The sequence below is a fragment of the Mesorhizobium sp. PL10 genome (genome assembly GCF_053714315.1).
In genome coordinates this window covers 1-18604 of the sequence record NZ_JBSKBR010000043.1, presented here as the reverse complement: position 1 = coordinate 18604, position 18604 = coordinate 1, and the positions used below count along the sequence as shown (strand labels likewise).

At 58.2% G+C, this 18604-nt stretch carries 15 protein-coding genes; 6 read left to right on the top strand and 9 right to left on the bottom strand.

From position 1 onward, the window contains the following. Positions 1 to 249: 249 nt before the first annotated feature. A complete protein-coding gene (locus ACWGTO_RS30720) occupies positions 250 to 1692 on the bottom strand; it encodes an aminotransferase-like domain-containing protein (RefSeq protein ID WP_454578512.1) in 1443 nt (480 codons plus the stop codon). A 348-nt stretch (positions 1693 to 2040) separates the two neighbouring features. Here ACWGTO_RS30720 and ACWGTO_RS30715 point away from each other — a divergent pair, with 348 nt between their 5' ends. From ACWGTO_RS30715 to ACWGTO_RS30700, 4 genes are all read left to right on the top strand, one after another. Continuing rightward, positions 2041 to 3258 carry an NAD(P)/FAD-dependent oxidoreductase gene (locus ACWGTO_RS30715; protein ID WP_454578511.1) on the top strand — a complete coding sequence of 406 codons (1218 nt, stop codon included), beginning with the start codon at positions 2041 to 2043 and terminating at the stop codon, positions 3256 to 3258. Between the two features lie 21 nt (positions 3259 to 3279). Continuing rightward, complete coding sequence (locus ACWGTO_RS30710) at positions 3280 to 3636, top strand: non-heme iron oxygenase ferredoxin subunit (protein WP_454578510.1); 357 nt, start codon at positions 3280 to 3282, stop codon at positions 3634 to 3636. Positions 3637 to 3830: 194 nt separating this feature from the next. Continuing rightward, positions 3831 to 4802, top strand: coding sequence for an aldo/keto reductase (locus ACWGTO_RS30705; protein WP_454578509.1), 972 nt, complete (start codon positions 3831 to 3833; stop codon positions 4800 to 4802). Positions 4803 to 4919: 117 nt separating this feature from the next. Next, entirely contained in the window at positions 4920 to 6341 is a 1422-nt protein-coding gene (locus tag ACWGTO_RS30700) for an aldehyde dehydrogenase family protein (RefSeq protein ID WP_454578508.1), read from the top strand. A gap of 316 nt (positions 6342 to 6657) precedes the next feature. On the opposite strand, the gene ACWGTO_RS30695 is transcribed toward ACWGTO_RS30700, so the two are convergent. The 7 genes from ACWGTO_RS30695 to ACWGTO_RS30665 all read right to left on the bottom strand — a co-directional run bounded on the left by ACWGTO_RS30695 (position 6658) and on the right by ACWGTO_RS30665 (position 15465). Next, entirely contained in the window at positions 6658 to 8088 is a 1431-nt protein-coding gene (locus ACWGTO_RS30695; protein WP_454578507.1) for a M20 family metallopeptidase, read from the bottom strand. Between the two features lie 402 nt (positions 8089 to 8490). Continuing rightward, entirely contained in the window at positions 8491 to 10128 is a 1638-nt protein-coding gene (locus tag ACWGTO_RS30690; protein WP_454578506.1) for an ABC transporter ATP-binding protein, read from the bottom strand. Further along, positions 10121 to 10945, bottom strand: a complete 825-nt coding sequence (locus tag ACWGTO_RS30685; protein ID WP_454578505.1) for an ABC transporter permease — start codon at positions 10943 to 10945, stop codon at positions 10121 to 10123. Before ACWGTO_RS30685 ends, ACWGTO_RS30690 begins: the two co-directional genes overlap by 8 nt. Positions 10946 to 10953: 8 nt before the next feature. Beyond that, positions 10954 to 11904, bottom strand: coding sequence for an ABC transporter permease (locus tag ACWGTO_RS30680; protein ID WP_454578504.1), 951 nt, complete (start codon positions 11902 to 11904; stop codon positions 10954 to 10956). A 12-nt stretch (positions 11905 to 11916) separates the two neighbouring features. Then, the gene (locus ACWGTO_RS30675) at positions 11917 to 13494 is read right to left on the bottom strand and encodes an ABC transporter substrate-binding protein (RefSeq protein ID WP_454578503.1); all 1578 of its coding nucleotides are present in this window, start codon (positions 13492 to 13494) and stop codon (positions 11917 to 11919) included. Positions 13495 to 13850: 356 nt separating this feature from the next. Next, positions 13851 to 14309: a Rieske (2Fe-2S) protein gene (locus tag ACWGTO_RS30670; protein WP_454578502.1), complete on the bottom strand. Its 459-nt coding sequence runs from the start codon at positions 14307 to 14309 to the stop codon at positions 13851 to 13853. Positions 14310 to 14322: 13 nt separating this feature from the next. Next, positions 14323 to 15465, bottom strand: coding sequence for an amidohydrolase family protein (locus ACWGTO_RS30665; protein WP_454578501.1), 1143 nt, complete (start codon positions 15463 to 15465; stop codon positions 14323 to 14325). Positions 15466 to 16555: 1090 nt separating this feature from the next. Between ACWGTO_RS30665 and ACWGTO_RS30660 the strand changes: the two genes are divergently transcribed. Next, positions 16556 to 17329, top strand: a complete 774-nt coding sequence (locus ACWGTO_RS30660) for an HpcH/HpaI aldolase family protein (RefSeq protein ID WP_454578500.1) — start codon at positions 16556 to 16558, stop codon at positions 17327 to 17329. A gap of 68 nt (positions 17330 to 17397) precedes the next feature. On the opposite strand, the gene ACWGTO_RS30655 is transcribed toward ACWGTO_RS30660, so the two are convergent. Continuing rightward, complete coding sequence (locus ACWGTO_RS30655) at positions 17398 to 17703, bottom strand: LexA family protein (protein WP_454578499.1); 306 nt, start codon at positions 17701 to 17703, stop codon at positions 17398 to 17400. A 45-nt stretch (positions 17704 to 17748) separates the two neighbouring features. Between ACWGTO_RS30655 and ACWGTO_RS30650 the strand changes: the two genes are divergently transcribed. Then, positions 17749 to 18604 (top strand): IS630 family transposase (locus ACWGTO_RS30650; RefSeq protein WP_454578498.1); only part of this gene is annotated, 856 nt, incomplete at its 3' end.

Genomic DNA, 18604 nt, shown 5'->3' with positions numbered 1-18604 from the left:
CTCAATGACATCGCCTTCGGCATATCCATCGGAACACGCCGACGATGTGGGTAATAGAAAGTCGCCGAACGGCTATTCGACGGCTCAAAAGCCGGCATTCCGAGCAGGTCGCGGCAGCGGACGAGCTTTTGCGCGCGATGGCAATTGCCGAGAGCCGTAACGGCGGATACAACGGCGCCGTCTTGATCAGCGCCTCAGCAGGCGGAGAATGCACGAGACTGCGCAGCCTCAAGCCTTTCGATCTGATGGTCATTGCCGACCGACCGACCTGTGCATCATTTCACCCAGTTTCGCCAGATAGGTTTCGTTCTGCGCGGTCCATGGGAACGAGAAGTTGAGCGCTACGAAATTTCGGAAGGAGGCCTCGATCGAGAAGATAGGACCTGGGAGAAAACTGAAGTCGGATTCTACCGCTTGAAGCAAAGCACTGGTGGCATCGAAGCTGATTGGCCCACGCACCCAGCACATGAATCCGCCGACGGGAGGCGATACAACACATTCACTGGGAAAATGTTCGGCGATCAAATCGAGTCCGCGTCGCATCCTCGCGGCAAGTGTGCAGCGCAGCCGCCTCAAATGTCGATCCTGACTGCGGGTAGCCAGAAACGTGGCGATCGCTCGCTGGACAATACCATCCCCGCTGTTCAGCCCATGTGTATACTGGTGAGTCATCAAACGTCGTGTGTGGGTGCCGGCAATGATCCAACCCAATCCATACGCTGGCGGGAGCGAGACCATGAAACTCCCGAATTGCACCACGATATCGGACGGATCGTGTTGTTTAAACGAAGGCTGTCTGCTGCCATCGTAATTCAGGTCGCTGAACATGTCATTTTCGAGGATAAGCACCTGGTGTTGGCGAGCGATTTCCACAACGCGGCGCATGGTTTGCTCGGAGTAGGTCACGCCTGTGGGATAGTGATGGGACCCCATAAGCAGTGCCACGCGGACCGAATTAGAACGGACAAGATGCAGGAATTGTTCGGGATCGATGCCCGAGCGCGGGTGGGAATAGATTTCCACCACGGAGAGGCTCTTGCGGTTCAATCCGGCTAGCATAGGAAAATAAGAAGGACTTTCGACAAGGATGACGTCGCCTGGCTTGGTAAATGCATTGAGGCACATGTCGAAGCACGACATGCCTGTGTTGCCGACAACGATTTCCCCGTGTGATACGACGCTTCCCCGCCTTGATGCGCGGCGCGAAATCTCGTGGCGCAACTGCACGTCGCCTTGTGGTGAATCGCACCCAACAAGCCGGGTCTCGCCTTGGCGCAAGAGCTGGCGCAGCAGGCGGTCTATGTCGTTGCGGTCGAATAGGTCCGGACTTGGGTAGAAGCTGCCGAATGCCCCAAGCTCATTTGAATACCAAATATGGAGCAAAGCCTCAGGCAGATTTTTTACCGCCTCGCCACCGACATCGTGGCTATTTGCCTCTGGGTCTGTCACTGGTGCCGGCGCGCCGACGACATAGAAGCCCGACCGGGGCCGGGCCTCGCAAACCCCCTCAGCCTCCAGGAGCTCGTATGCATGATGCACTGTCATCGGGCTATACCCGGTGTCTTCGCTCAACTGCCGAACAGAAGGCAGGCGGTCACCGACCCCGAGAGTCCCTGTGCCAATACGACGCTTGATGAGGTCAACGACAGATTCGTAACGGCGCATAGAGGATGTCTTGGGACCATGGGTCATAGGACTGAAATTCCTATCGCAACTGGCACCTGCGGTCTCTGTCACAAGAAGGCCGTTTTACCTTTAAACGCACAATGGGTGGTAGTCCGATCCCTCGCGGTGATCCTCCTGCACCGCCTTAGCCGGCGTTTGCACAATATGGATCCTTCTCACGGGGAAAATGCACAAAAGCCACCTATTCCACGGAGCACAGTTTTTGCCGAAGAGGCGCTTCGAGGTTTTGCTTTGGGAACTGGGACGTCTGTGCTGAACGAATTTGCAGGAATTTGACACTGGTGCATCTCCAGATTTTTGGTTTCTTTCGTCATGTTGGTAACGTTCAAAGTTGCCAGGTGCTGAGGAAAGTTTATGGAAACGGTCGTTATCATCGGAGGAGGACTGGCAGGGCATCGTGCTGCCACAACGCTCGCCGGGCTGCGTCCTGAGCAGCGAACGGTCCTCATTCATAGCGAAAGCGGGACACCCTACGACAGGCCGCCACTGTCCAAGGAATTCCTCTTGGAGGGCAAGAGGCCGACTCTGAAAGGCTCTGAGCTTTATTCAGACCGCGTCATTTTGCGAGATGGGACGAAGGCCACGCTCATCGACCCCGTTCGACGCCTCGTCCATACCGATAACGGCGATCCGGAACACTACGACAAACTTTTGATCGCTACGGGATCTCGGGTCAGGCAGTTGGAAAATTTCCATGTGGACCCAGCGCAAGTTCATTATTTGCGCACTGAATCGGACGCTTTGCGTTTACGTGCGGCTCTTGCGCCAGGCCAGCGGCTGGCAGTCGTCGGTGGCGGCTTTATAGGACTGGAGGTGTCGGCGAACGCTCGCCGCTTGGGCTGTCAAACAACGGTCTTTGAGCTGGCGCCACGACTGCTGCCGCGCAGCGCCTCACTGTCTTTATCAGAATGGGTCGCTACGCGTCACACGAGCGAAGGTGGTCAGGTCCGTCTGAACTGTGCAAATCTTCGCATGTCGAACAACTCAAAGGGCGAGGTCATTCTGACCTGGGATGGCGGGTCGGCCGTTGCTGACACAGTCCTTATTGGCATCGGGATTGGACCTAACGCGGAAATAGCCGCCGATGCGGGCATCGACACCGCGGACGGGATCATTGTGAATGCGCGCTGCGAAACGTCCGTTCCGGGAATATATGCTGCCGGAGAGGTGACGAATTATCCTGTCCCCTCGCTTGGCCGGCGGATACGCAGTGAGAGCTGGACTGTGGCCGGCGATCAGGCAGTTGTGGCAGCACAAGTTATCTGCGGTCTGGAGGCCCAGTATCACGACCTGCCCTGGTTCTGGTCCGATCAGTGCGGCGTGACCATCCAGTCATTCGGGCTGCCGGCACTTGCGACGGGCCTATATCGCATTGGGGACGTTGCGAGCGAACGATGGCTGGAGATCGGAGTCGATGAACACGGACGTTTCGTCAGTGCCGTGGGCGTGAACCCTGGTCGTGACATGATGCAGCTCCGCCGAGACGCAAAGGCCGGCAGGCCCATATCGCAAGATATCATGAGTCGGGCTGAGGAAGTCGATCCGTCCGATTTGTACCTTGCAGCTGGCTAATTACGGCACTCGGAGTGAACAGTGACAACAGCAGAAATGAGCAAAGAAACGACGACGCAAAATTCTGAATGGATAACGTTTTGCGCCCTTTCCGATCTCCAAGAGGACACCGTAGCGCCGTTCGAAATCAACGATATCCGCGTCGCTATCTATCTGATTGACAACAAAGTCTATGCAACCAACAACGTGTGCTCGCACGCGTTCGCTCTCCTTTCCGACGGCTGGCTGGAGGGGACTCTTATCGAGTGTCCTCTCCATGGTGCGCAGTTTGAGATCACCTCCGGGGAAGTGGTTCAAGGCCCGGCTGAGTGCCCAATCACCGTGTTTGAGACGAAGGTGGAAGGCGGCCAGGTTTTGGTGCGTCTTCCGGTACCGTGAGCAAATGTGCTCGTCCGCCACAAGCGGGACCGAACACACGCTGAAGATTGTGCACGTGCACGTATTCGAGTGGCTATCACAGCGCCTTGGGCAGACGGCATCGTGTCTCGCAAACTAGGTGCCATCGGAAGTCTGTGACATCGCTGCGGTTCTGCAGCTTTTGGTTTGCATCGACCAACTTAGGGGGAGAGAGGGTGGATTACGTCAACGTTGGAAGGACCGGCCTCAAGGTCTCTCGGATCTGTCTTGGCTGTTTGAGCTTCGGCCTGGCCGAGCGTCGCTGGGGTTTGAGCGAGGATCAAAGCCGACCGATCATCAAGCAAGCGATCGAAGGCGGAATCAACTTCTTCGACACCGCAAACAGCTATGGCAACGGCGCGAGCGAGGAGGTGCTGGGCCGAGCTGTGCGTGACTATTCGCGGCGTGACGAGGTCGTGATCGCAACGAAGGTCTATTACCCGATGCGGGCCGATCCAAATGGACGCGGCCTGTCACGCAAGGCGATCATGTCGGAGGTGGACGCAAGCCTGCGGCGCCTCAACACTGATTATATCGATCTTTACCAGATCCATCGCTGGGACGACGCTACTCCGATCGAAGAGACGCTCGAAGCATTGCACGACATTATCAAATCCGGCAAGGCTCGGTATATCGGCGCATCTTCAATGGCAGCATGGCAGTTTTGCAAAGCGCTTCAGCTCTCCGGCAAGCATTTTTGGACCCGCTTTGTCACCATGCAGCCGCACTACAGTCTACTTTATCGCGAGGAGGAGCGCGAGATGCTCCCTCTGTGCCAGAGCGAAGGCGTCGGCGTGCTACCGTGGGGCCCTCTTGCGCGCGGGCGTCTCGCCCGCCCTTGGCAGGACGAGCCAGATACCCTTCGCGGGCGCACTGACGATATTGGCGCGGATATCTACGCTCGAACCCAGGAAGTGGACAAGATAGTTGTCGATCGTCTTACGTCGCTATCGGAAACACGGGGCCTCCCTCATGCACAGCTTGCCCTGGCGTGGCTGCTTTCAAAGCCGGTGGTGACTGCACCCGTTGTCGGCGTGACGAAGCCACAGCATCTCGAGGACGCATTTGAGGCCATCGGCGTGAAGCTGTCGGAAGATGAGGTCAAATTGCTCGAGGCGCCGTACGTGCCACATCCAGTTACTTTTTAGTAAGAGGCGATCGGGTCGGCCGCGAGAAAGAGCGACGCGGTATATTTCAAATTAAAATCAATCGCCATCGCAGACAGCCTTTGTTTTACAGGACTCGATCAAACACAGGAGCGGAAAATGATCCAGCGCATGAAATTCTACATCGATGGCGTATGGACGGAGCCCGCATCGCCGAACCGAATGGCCGTGGTGAATCCTGCCAACGAACAGGCCATGTATGAAATAGCTCTCGGGTCGAAGGCTGATGTAGATGCGGCGGTCGACGCAGCCAAACGGTCCTTCAAGGACTTTTCCAACACATCACGTGACGAGCGACTCGCACTCCTGGGAAGAATTATCGATGTCTACCGTTCAAGGATTGCAGACCTTGCGGCATCCATTTCCGACGAAATGGGCGCGCCTTTGGGGCTTGCAAACAAAGAACATGCTCCGGCAGGCTTGGCCCATTTTGAAACCATACGCAGTCTGCTTGAGCAATACAGATTCGAGGAACCGATCGGCTCGGCGCTGGTCGTGCGAGAACCAATTGGTGTGGTGGGGATGATCACGCCCTGGAACTGGCCCATGAATCAGATCGGGGCCAAAGTCGCGCCAGCGCTCGCGGCCGGCTGCACAATGGTCTTGAAGCCTTCCGAGTTTACGCCAAGTTGCGCATTGATCTTCGCAGAGATTTTGCACGAGGCTGGAGTGCCCCGCGGTGTATTCAACCTCGTTAATGGCTTGGGCCCCGAGGTCGGCGCCGCAATGAGCGAGCATCCTGACATCGATATGATGTCGTTCACCGGTTCGACGCGCGCGGGCATAGACGTGGCCGTCCGCTCTGCCGCCACGGTCAAGCGTGTCAGCCAGGAGCTGGGCGGAAAATCGCCCAATATCATCCTGGATGATGCGGACCTTGAACAGGCTGTTGCTGGCGGTGTCGCCTACATGATGATGAATACTGGCCAGTCATGCGACGCGCCCACTCGAATGATTGTCCCCGCAGACAGGATGCGGGAGGCCGCGCGCATAGCGAAAATGGCTGTGGAGGAGATAAGGGTTGGGGATCCACGAGCGGTAGCCACCACTTTAGGACCCGTCGTTAATCGGACTCAGTGGGAAAGAATTCAGGCGTGGATTGAAAGTGGGCTTGCGGACGGCGCGACCTTGGTCGCAGGAGGCACAGGGCTGCCAGAGGGAATTCATAAAGGCTACTACGTTCGACCAACCATCTTCGCAGATGTAACGTCCGATATGGCAATCGCGCAAGAAGAGATTTTCGGCCCTGTTTTGGTGCTGATGGGGGCCGAAGACGAAGCGGACGCGATACGCATCGCTAACGATACGCCCTATGGTCTTGCCGGCTACGTTACGTCCGGGTCGATCGAGCGTGCTCGCAACGTTGCTCGGCAGGTGCGAGCGGGCAGTGTCAACATCCAGGGGGTGTTTGCCGACTGGGCCGCGCCATTCGGTGGGTACAAGAGATCGGGAAACGGCCGTGAATGGGGAAGATTCGGGATGGAAGAGTTCTTGGAGACAAAAGCGATCGCGGGCTACTAAAATTCTCCACAGCGAACCGGTCGCAGCGCCCAGCGCACACTCGGTCCAGCCGGTCGGATGTCGGTGAGCAGGAGGCCCTGATGGAGCTGCGCCGGGCCAACTCTCCCGCTCTTCACGTACGGAGCCAAATCCCACAAGACTGCCCGCCTGACCGAAGACCGAAGTGCAGGGCGCGTCTGCGATCAGGCAGCGCGGTCCAGAGGGGATAAGGCCGCCGCTCAGCGGGCCGATCAGGCTATCTGGTGAGAAACCACACCGGAAATGCCCGACAGTCCTCCAAGCATAATCGGCCGGAATGGGCGAAGAGAGCGCGGCTTTATCGCACCTTGGAGCGCAGATCACTGGGAGTGACGTCCGCAGGTATTGGGCAAAGATATGAGCGCCCGCCCGTTTGTTGCCTTAACTCCGCTTTTGCGCGAACGATGATCTCTGGATTTCGTATGCAATCCGCCGCGGTAGAAGCCATGACCTTGGCAGCCAATATCATTCCCTTGTGGGCCGCGGGCAAATCGCCTTGGGTGACGAGCTGCCAACTGTGGAAGGGCGTTCCGATAGCAAAACAGGCCGTTTGACACTGTGCAGTGGGGACGATCCAGCTGACGTCGCCCACATCTGTCGAGCCAAACTCGAATTGGTCTGTACCCAATGGTAGCAGGCTATCGTGGAGGATCTTATTCTTCAATGAAACATCGCGCCCCACGACGCTTGCCAGCGCATCTTCGTCCGTCAGCGCCCTCTTGCGAAGCTCCTTGGCGAACTCATAGTCAGCGGTGTCAAAGGGGGGCGGACCGACACGGCGCATGTTTTCATACATGACATCATACAGCGCTTTGTTGGGCAAAAGGTTGGAGTAGCCGCCCGTGATTTGCACCTTTACCGATGTCTCGGTCATGAGCGCAGCACCTTCTGCAATCTTCTGCACGCGCGCGAACACCCGCTCAGCGTCTTGCACGCTCGGAGAGCGAATAGAATAGGATGACTCGGCATATGCCTGCACTACGTTGGGGAACTCGCCGCCGGCGTTGATGATGGCATAGTGAACCCGAGCATTCGAGGGTATGTGCTCGCGCATGTAATTGACGCCAACATTCATTAACTCGACTGCGTCAAGCGCGCTGCGTCCCAAATGTGGATCCGCCGCCGCGTGCGCCGCCCGGCCGGCAAATGAAAAACGTGCCCACTTTGCAGCGTTCGAGGACTTGGTCAGCACCTCGTTCACCACCGCTGGGTGCCAGCAGAAGGCCGCATCAAGATCGTTAAACACGCCAGCTCGAGCCATAAAGGCCTTACCCCCTCCAGCTTCCTCCGCCGGGCAGCCGTAAAAACGCACTGTGCCTTCAATACGTTCAGCTGAGAGGGCATCTTTCAGTGCAACTGCCGCAAGCGCCGAGCCAGAACCGAGAAGATTGTGCCCGCAACCATGACCTGGTCCAGCCTCGGTCGCGCGGGGTTCAGCTGCGCCCGAGACTTGAGCAAGATCGGGAAGCGCATCATATTCGCCGAGGATGCCAATGATGGGGCTGCCGTCGCCGAATTCGGCCACGAAGGCCGTAGCGATCCCGCCGACATTCGTACTAATGCGAAAGCCTTCACGCTCGAGCATGGCGATGTGCTCGGCAACCGAGCGATGCTCGTCAAATGCTAATTCTGGCATTGCCCAGATGCGGTCGCTTAAGGCGCAGTACTCTGTGGCTTTCACATCCACACGGCGGACGATTTCATCAAGGCTGAGACAATCATTTTCCATTTTTACTGAAATCCTTGAGATTTGGCTCTCCGGCGGATAGACGTATTCACGTCTTCATCCGATGAAGGGTTGCGACATCACTGAAGCGAGAGAGGGATTGGACATCGGATTCTGGGCGCAAGCCGCCGAATTTTCGGAGGCGACTTGGCGGCAAGCGAGGCCGCTCCACCAACAATATTGCCATCGGCCTCCTGGTTGAAGACTTGAGTCTTCGAACTCGGTTCCATTCATGCTCGATCCGCCAAGCAAAGCAACTCCCTGCCGCGAACCGGCTTGCCATTTTCGCGAGTGCATTCGAATAAAAAGGCCCGGCTCGAAGCCGGGCAAGGTTGCGCGGGTGCTGGGAGAACACCGGCGCAGGGAATTTCATTGAACTGGACGAAATTGCGAAGATTCATATTGCTAATTCCCAGCGCTCGCCATCTTGCGGCCGGCGCTCGCTTTCTCCAGCCAGCCGATTTCCATCTCCGGCACCGACGACAGCAGGAGATCGGTATAGTCGTCGAACGGCGGCGCCAGCCCTTGGCTTTTCGCCCCATAGCGCACGACCTCGCCGCGATACATGACGGCGATGGAATCGGCGATCGACCGCACCGTCGCGAGATCGTGGGTGATGAACAGGTAAGCCACCTGCTCGATCTGCTGCAGTTTTAGCAGCAGCTTCAGGATGCCGTTGGCCACCAGCGGATCGAGGGCTGAGGTCACCTCGTCGCAGATGATTAGCTTCGGCTTGGCGGCAAGGGCGCGGGCGATGCAGACGCGCTGCTTTTGCCCACCCGAAAGCTCAGCCGGGTAACGGTCGAGGAAGCCGGTACCCATCTCGATTTCTTCGAGGAGCTCTTGCACGCGCCGCTCGCGCTCGGCCCCCGTCACTCCGAAATAGAAGGTCAACGGCCGACCGATGATGGTGCCGACGGTGTGGCGCGGATTCACCGCGACATCCGCCATCTGGTAGATCATCTGCAACGTGCGGAGGTCTTCCTTTGACCGGTCGGCCAGCCGGTTCGAAAGCTTGCGTCCGTCGAAGGTGATTTCGCCCTGCTGCGGCGGCAGCAGGCCGGTGATGGCGCGCGCCAGAGTCGACTTGCCGGAGCCGGATTCGCCGACCACGGCAAGCGTCTGACCCGGGTGGATATCGACGGAAACGTTCTTCAGCACCTTGATTACGCCCTGGCCATAAGCAGCCGTGACATTCTTCACCGATAGGATCGGCTTCGGCGTCGGCTGCTTTTCCCGGTGCTCGATCTGATGTACCGAGACAAGCGCCTGGGTGTAGGTTTCCTTCGGCTCCTTGATGATGGCGTGCGTCGTGCCCTTTTCGACCATCTTGCCATAACGCAGGACCATAATGTCGTCGGCGACCTGAGCCACGACAGCAAGGTCGTGAGTGATGTAGAGCGCCGCGACGCCGGTGGCGCGGATCGCTTGCTTGATGGCTATCAGCACGTCGATCTGGGTCGTCACGTCGAGCGCCGTGGTCGGCTCGTCGAAGATGATCAGATCCGGTTCGGGGCAGAGCGCCATCGCCGTCATTACGCGTTGCAATTGTCCGCCGGAAACCTGGTGCGGATATCGTTGGCCGATACTTTGCGGATCGGGAAGGCTGAGCTTGCGGAACAGCGCCACCGCCCGACGTTCGGCTTCGGCGCGGCTGGCTAAGCCGTGCTTGAGACAAGTCTCGACGACCTGATCCATCAGCCGCTGCGCCGGATTCAAGGCCGCGGCGGCTGATTGCGCGACGTAGCAGACCTCATGGCCGCGCAGTTTGCGGATACCGTTCTTGCCCTGCTTGAGTATGTCGCGGCCGTTGAGGATGACTTCGCCGCCGGTGATACGGACGCCGCCGCGACCGTAGCCCATCGGCGACAGCCCAATGGTTGATTTGCCGGCGCCGGATTCACCGATCAGGCCGAGCACCTTGCCTTTCTCGAGCGTCAGCGAGACGTCATCGACGATGGCGATCGTCGTCGGCTTTTGGCCGCGCGGATAGGTGGTAGCCTCGATGCGGAGATTGCGGATATCGAGCAGAACATCAGCCATTGCCGCGCCCTCCCTTGAGATCGGTGGTGCGATTCAGGATCCAGTCGGCGACCAGGTTGACGGAGATGGCCAGCGCGGCAATCGCCGCGGCCGGGACAAGCGCCGCCAGGATGCCGAAGACAATGCCATCCTTGTTCTCCTTTACCATTCCGCCCCAGTCCGCCGCCGGCGGCTGCACGCCAAGGCCAAGGAACGAAAGAGCGGAGAGGAAGAGCACCGCATAGATGAAGCGCAGCCCGAGTTCCGAGACCAGCGGCGAGAGCGCATTGGGCAGAATCTCGGCGAAGATCACCCACCACTTGCCTTCTCCGCGCAGCTTGGCGGCCTCGACGAAATCCATGACGTTCAAGTCCGATGCGACCGCGCGTGAGAGGCGGTAGACGCGGGTCGCATCGAGGATGCCCATGACCAGGATCAGCGTGATGAGCGTCGAAGGCAGGACCGAGAGCACCACGAGCCCGAGAATGAGTGTCGGGATCGCCATCAGTAGGTCGACGAAACGGGACATCAACATATCGAACCAACCGCCGATCACCGCGGCGGTGAATCCGAGGATCGCGCCCATTGAAAAGGAGAGTGCGGTCGCGAGGACAGCGATGAAGATGGTTGTCTGGGCACCATAAATCATGCGCGAGAGCAGGTCGCGGCCAAGATTGTCCGTGCCGAACAGGAATTTCGCCGACATCGGCTCCCAGACGCCGCCGACGATATCGCCGAGGCCGTGGGGCGCGATCCCCTGTGCAAAGATCGCCACGAGGAAGAAGAGGGTGGTGATAGTAAGGCCGACCCGCGCGCCGATGGGAATACGTCTTAGCATGGCGCTCCTTACCTCGGATGCCTGAGGCGCGGATTGGCGAGAATGGACGCCACGTCGGCCACGACGTTGAGAAAGATATAGACGGCGGCGAAGATCAGTCCGATGGCCTGGACGACCGGCACGTCGCGCATGGCGACATGGTCGACCAGATACTGGCCCATGCCCGGATAGACGAAGATCACCTCGACGACCACGACGCCGACCACGAGGTAGGCGAGGTTGAGGATCACGACATTGATGATCGGGGCAAGGGCATTGGGTAAAGCGTGCTTGCGGATGACTTCGAACGCCGTCAGGCCTTTCAATTCGGCAGTCTCGATGTAAGCCGACTGCATTACGTTGAGGATCGCGGCGCGCGTCATGCGCATCATATGTGCAAGAATGCCGAGGGTCAGAGCGGTGCAGGGCAACGCTATCGCCTTCATCCTGTCGAGGAAGGGCATGCCGTCATAGACGGTCGAAATGCCTGGGAAGACCTGGAATTTGACGGCGAGGAAATAGACCAGCAAATAGCCAATGAAAAATTCCGGCACCGAGGTGGAGGCAAGCGCCAAGCCAGAGATCAGTTTGTCGACCGGGCCGTTGTGATTATGCACGGCGACAAGCCCCAGGATGACGGCAAGCGGAATCGACACGATGGCGGCCCAAAAGGCGAGAAACAGTGTGTTCCACAACCGCTCCTTGATCGACGCGGCGATATTGAGCTTGGTCGTCAGCGCAGTGCCCAGGTCACCGTGCAGAATTCCGAACAGCCAGTGGAAATACCTGACATAGGCGGGGTCGTTGAGCCCCATTTCCTTTCTGAGGTTCTCGATAGCCAGCGGCGTCGCCGTTTTGCCGAGAATGGCCTGCGCAACATCGCCCGGCAGGAGATTGGTGCCAGCGAAGATCAGAACCGAAACGGCGACTAGCAAAAGGATGCCCAGCGCAATGCGCTGGGCAACAAGCTTGGAAACCATGGTCGTACGGCCTCAGGCCTGGAGCCAGCATTTAGACAGCGCATAGCCGCCCATAAGTTCCTGGTTGCCATCCGTGGCCCAGCCGCCAACCTGCGGCCCTGTGGCATCGATGAAGTCGTTGAACATCGGAAGGATCGAGCCACCTTCGTCACGGAGGATCGTACCCATGTCGGCGTAGAGTTTCTTGCGCTTGTCGGAATCGAGTTCGCCACGTGCCTGGACCAGCATCTGGTCGAACTTCTCGTTGGAGAAGTGAGACTCATTCCATGGCGCTTTGGACTGGTATTCGAGGGAATACGTCATGTCCTGCGTCGGACGGCCACCAAAATAGCTGGCCTTGAAAGGCATTTTATCGAATTCTGACCAGTATCCGTCGGCCGGATTGCGCTTGACTTCGATGGTGATGCCCGCCTTGGCCGCGCTCGCCTGGTACAGCTGAGCAGCTTCCACCGCGCCGGGGAAGCCGACGTCGGACGTGTTAAGCAGCACCGATCCCGAGTGTCCGGACTTCTTGTAATGGAAGGCTGCCTTGTCCGGATCGTACTTGCGCTGCTCCATTTCGGTAAAAAGGGGATAGGTCTTGCTGATAGGGGTGTCATTGCCGACGGAGCCATATCCCCCCAGGATCTTCTGGACCATCTCCTCGCGGTTGATGGCATACTTGAGCGCCAATCGAAGGTCGTTGTTGTCGACGGGCGCCGTGTCGCACTGGCAAACAAACATATAGTGGCCACGGCTGCTGGCGTTGCGGATGGTGACGGACGGAGCGCGCTTGAGGAGTTCGACCACCTTCGGATCGACTCTGTTGATCATGTGGACCTGCCCGCTCTGCAAGGCGGAGTTGCGGGCGGTCCCGTCGTTGATGACGACGATCTCGATCTGATCGGCAAAGCCGCGATCGTGGCGCCAGTAATCTGCGAACCTTTCGCCGCCAGATCGAACGCCGGCATCGTGGACGGTGACCTTGTAAGGCCCGGTTCCTATGCCGGCGGCCGGGTTGTCCTTTCCGCCATTCGGCTGGATCACCACTTGGTGTGCAGTCATTATGAACGGAAATTCGGCATTGGCTTCTTTGAGCGTGAAGACCAGGTTCTGGCCGTCGACGGCCATTTTGTCGATGCCCTGCAAAAGTGGGAACGCGCCGGATTTCGAGTTGGCGCCGCCATGGCGCTCGATGGTGGCAACCACGTCGGCGGGCGTCATTTCCTTTCCGTCATGGAACTGTACGCCCTTGCGGATCTTAAAGGTCCAGGCCTTGGCGTCCTTCGAGGGGCCCCATTCCTCGGCAAGTGCCGGCTGCACTTTTCTATCTGCGTCCAGCTCAACAACCGTTTCGCCCCATTGGCGGCTGAAGATAAATTGAAGTGCATCGGTCAAGAGAACTGGATCAAGACTGTCCGTGGCCGCTCCACCCTGCAGCCCGGCCTTGAGCAATCCTCCCTTGACGGGTCCTTCGGCCCTTGCAGCCGTGGCAAGCAGGTTGTTGGCAAAGGCGGCGCTGACGCCGAGCACAGCGGCCCGACCTAGAAACTCGCGGCGGGACAGTTTCCCTTTCGCGACGCGCTCACTGAGAAAATCCAGTTCTTTCATCTTAATTCCCCTTTTTGTTACGTTCTTGGTTATTCTCTGATACCCGCATGAGTAGCCTAGTTGCTGGTGCCACATGAAGATTGACGGCGCCCAACCAGCACCATCAAACGTTGGAGGCGATGGCCGTCCATCTGGCCTGGCTCCTTTCGAGCGAACCCTACACTTTCCGCCTCGTACAAAAGGCAGGACTGCGAAATCGCTTTGCTCCTCCACCGGAGGTCGGGCAGCCCACCCAGTCAAAGGAGCCTAGGCGCGAATTTCTGAGCAGCTGCACCCCTCATTCCCCATTCGATAATGCGCTTAGCTGCTCTGATTCGAGTGCTGCAAAGCGCTCACAACCGGAGGCATTCCTCGACTTAGAGGTGTATGTAGAGAGTAGGTCGACTGTTACCGTTGGTTTCCTCGACCGACATACGATAGGTGTCTACGGAGGGATCCTTTTCGATGCTGGCGGCGTCGGCCTCGGCGCAGTTTGAGGGCTTTGCCTCCACACTCACGGGATAGCCGCGTACCCAAACCTTGTGTGGATTGAACACGGACTGGCCCGTTTTGATTGCAAACTCCCAGCCATGCCACGGACATCGAATTATTTCGCCTTCTTGCTCGTACTCGAACTGTCCTGGCATGGCGCCTGTGACCATTCCGTCGATAATTCCCTTACACAGGGGCGCGGCTTTGTGTGGGCAACTGTTGCGAACAGCATAGTATTCGTTGTTGACGTTGAAGATCCCGACACTGCGCCCTGCTATATCGACAATGCGTCGTCCGCCAACCGGAATTTCGTCCGCGTAACAAACTTCATATTTCTTAGGCACCGGTACATACTCCCTATGCGGCCTTAGAGATTGCTGGCAGCGACAGTTTGTAAGTATCGATGGCATTCTCTGCAAAGATGCGTCGCCGCAAATCTTTCGGCTGCTCGGACAAGGTCATCATCGGATCATCCGCATCCCAGTGCGGGAAGTCACTCGCAAACATCAGGGTTCGCGAACCATCAATCCAGTTGATAATGTGATTTATCGCTTCCGGATCCGTGGGCTCGTCTAGTGGTTGGGTTCCAAAACGGACATGGTCCTTCAAGTACTCACTAGGTAGCCTTTTTACCCATGGAGTGTGTCGACGAAGGCCCTTCCAGTCCAGATCCATCTTCCACATCAAGGGCACCGCCCAGGCAAATCCGCTTTCCACCATGGCCACTTTCAAGGTCGGAAACTTTTCGAAGACACCTTCGAAAATAAAGCTTGCCAGGTGCACGGCATAAGCTGGCGGACGCAGCTGACGGCTTTCTATGTAGTAGCTGGGGAAGCCGGCCGCCGACGGCGGCGGATTGACACCTTCTCCTTCTGACCCGAAATGCATCGTCACCGCTAGTCCGTGCCGGGCACACGCTTCGTATATGGGATGGTAAAAGCGCTGGCCAAAGGGCTTGGGCGCGCCACAACTGAACATGACCCCACAAACAGCAGGATGCGAGCCAAGCCTGTCGATCTCAGCCGCCGCCCCTAAAGGGTCCTGTGAATTGATATCGATATTGAGTCGAAACCTCGGATCCTTGGCGATCCAATGCTCCATCGAGTGATCGTTGAACGCGCGGCACAGCGCGCTTCCATAGTCCACGTCGGGTAGCGCGCTCGCCGCTCCTGCAATACCACCGGTAAGAACGGCCACATCGATACCATTCGCGTCTAGTAAGTGCTTGCTGCAATAATCAGCACCGCCAATAGTACCCAATCCATCGCCGGCCTCTTCCGCTTCGAAATCCGCCCTTTGTCCGTGAATTCCTCCGCTGGAGGTGTAGAGGTGCGTTGAAAGGCCGCCGAAGCCCCACTCCGCAAAACGTTCAGCATTGAACTTGGTGAGATAAGGAAAGAGATCCGATTGTTCCCGGTAGCCGTGATGGACATCGGTGTCGACTATTGTGAGTTTTTTCCTGCTGCTCTTGACCGGCCCGGAATTCATCTTTTCCTCCATTCGTGTTCTCAATCGGAAGCGTGAAGCGCACGCAAGTGAGTGTACTTGTGAGGACGATGGCAGCTTTGTCAGCGCAGTTAAATATACAGTTTGCCCCAAAGTTGGCCATCACACCAATGCGATGCTCGCCTCTGTTCCAAGGCCAGCGCCCCCGGAGACAACCACCTCAGAGGCGCACGAACTCTGGCGCCGGCGAATGCGAAGAATGCGAGCGGTGTTGAAATCTCGCGGGCTGGGCCGAGCCCGGAGGCAGCGCAACAGCTTGTTCGCTTGTTCTGCAAACGACGTAGGAGGAACCGGGTGTGCGGGTTTTTGCTAACCGACTTCGGACCGTTATGCGGCAAGGACCTATGCTGCTGACGGCTGAAGCGGAGGCAGTCCCGATGATCAATAGCAATTCCATCGGACGCACCAGCAGGGAGCCACGGCAAAAAAAGGGGGCAGCTCGTCGTCTCGGTCAGTCCCGAGGTGATGGACTGACGACCAACGCTCACGTCGTACTCGACGCGCAAGGCCCCCCGATCCGTCTCCGCCAGACGGCATAATCACATCATGGGGACTTGTCGGTCGACTCCTCGACCATCAGCCCCTCTGGCCCCAAAGCCTATAATGCCCACCGTGCCCTGGAAATCGCCCAAACCTCCGCCAAGTTCAATCGAAAGCGGAAGGTTGCTTCAGTAAGCGCTTCGAACGCGCGCACAACCTAATCGAGCACTTCTTCTCCAACCTGAAGCACTTCCGCCAGGTCGCCAACGACAAGCTCGCGCCCATCTTCCTCGTCATTGTATTAATACGCGTCGCCCGATTGCGCGCCGACAAGCGAACCTAAACTTCGCCTGTAAGCACCCCTCGCCGGAGCGCACACGGTGCCACCACGGTATCGTTTGGTGTGATAGGCAATTTCTGCACAAACTGTATGTTTTAGGATGCCGAAAAAACTGCCATCTTCCCATAGAAACAAATTGATTGGTGCGCAGCAGCGCAATTCTATAGCTCCCTCCGACCAGGTAGGCTGGAATGAACTCGTCCAGACGCGGCGGCTTGCTGCGGACGAAGAATTACGGCTTAGACGACGCAAAGGATTGTGAAAATGGCAGGAAATTCGTTCGCTGAAACGATCAGGTCGGGAAAACCCCAAATCGGCGCCTGGATGCACATTCCACATGTAATCGTCGCAGAGACGCTGGCGCAGACAAGCCTAGATTTTCTTCTGGTCGATGGCGAGCATGCGCCCATTGCGCCTAACGGCCTCTTGGAGATTCTTCCTGCGACCGAACGACACGATATGCCTGTGCTCTACAGAGTCGCTTGGAATAGAATTGAACTCATTAAGGCCGCGTTGGATCATGGTGCGAACGGGATCATGGTGCCAATGGTGAACTCTGGTGCCGAAGCCATCGAAGCTGTGTCGTCCGCAAAATATCCGCCTGCGGGAAAGCGCGGGTCCGGGGCGTGGAGAGCATCGAACTACTACCAAAGGGATGCGGAGTATCGCAGGGATGCGAATTCCAGCTTGGCCGTCGTACTCCAGATTGAAACAAGAGAGGCCCTCAACAATCTGGACGACATAGCCTCAACGCCTGGTGTCGACGCGCTCTTCATCGGCCCGGCAGACCTTGCGCTTTCCTTTGGCATGGAACCGGGAAAGCTCACGCCTGAGTTGCTGGATGCCTGTCGGGCAGTCGGGGCTGCCGCTAAAAAGTACCGCATAGGATCGGGTATTGATGTGGGGTCCATAGACGATATCAAGCGATTCCAGGAGCTTGGCCTCAGCTTGTTCACCTACGGAGCGGACTCTGGCTTTGTTCTAGACGGCGGTCGCGCTGTAGCGAAAGATTTCCATAATGCGTTTCTTCTTAGATAGAGCGTCAGTCCAGGTAAGTGCGAGGATTTGGAAATCTTGCTGACACGAGCCGTCAGAGCGCAATACTTCTAGTACCTCTGCACAGAGGATTTGACGGTTTCGATGGGTTGTAACCTGGGCAGGCTGTCGGGTTCGACGAGCAGTTCAATACTGCGCGCGAGGCCCGGTTGCCTGCGGATCAATCCAGCGCGCTCGAGGGTGAGCACCATCTGATGGACGGAAGGCGCGGTGACGCCGAAGAAGCGCTGCATGTCGCGTTCGGCCGGCGAGCGACCGTTGAGCAGGCCGTAGGTCCAGATGAAGGCGAGATACTGGCCCTGCTTTTCGGTGAAGCGGGTTGGGACTGGCGGCTGTCTGCCAAGTAATTGATTCATTTTCCGATTCTTCCGGAACCTCGGCAACCGAAGGAGGCCTTCTGGATGAATGTACGCTATCGCGTCGATCTCGACCAACCCGAGCGTGATGAACTCACAGCGATGCTGGCAGGCGGCAGGCATCCGGCGCGCAAGCTCAAGCGGGCGCAAATCCTGCTCGCCGCCGATGCCGGCCTGGGTGATGGGGCCATTGCTGCGACAGTGGTGGTCGGCGGCTCCACCGTCTATCGCACCAAGCGCCGTTTCGTGGACATCGGTCTGGAGGCGGCGCTCAGCGAAGAGCCGCGCCCCGGCGCGGAGCGCAAGCTGACTGGCAGGGAGGAAGCTCTGCTGGTCGCCACGGCCTGCTCGAACCCGCCACCGGGCCGTGCCCGCTGGACGCTGGAGCTGCTGGCCGATGAGTTCGTCAAGTTGACCGAGCACGAACATCTGTCGCGCGAGACGGTGCGCCGTCGCCTGGCCGAGAACGATCTCAAGCCTTGGCGCAAGGACATGTGGTGCATTCCCAAGGTCGACGCGGAGTATGTTGCGCGCATGGAGGATGTGCTCGATCTCTACACCGAAGCCTCCGATCCGCAGCAGCCGGTGGTGTGCTTCGACGAAAGCCCGACCCAGCTCATCGGCGAGGTGCGCCAGCCGATCGCGCCCGCGCCGGGCCGGCTGGAGCGCTACGACTGCGAATACAAGCGCAACGGCACCGCCAACCTGTTCGTCTTCCTCGATGCGCACCGATCCTGGCGCAAGGTGAAGGTCACCGATCGGCGCGCTGCGGAAGACTTCGCCCACTGCATGCGCGATCTCGCCGATCTCCATTACCCTCACGCCGTGCGCATCCGGGTGGTGCTCGACAACCTGTCGACCCACACGCCCGCCGCGCTCTATCAGGCCCTGCCGCCATCAG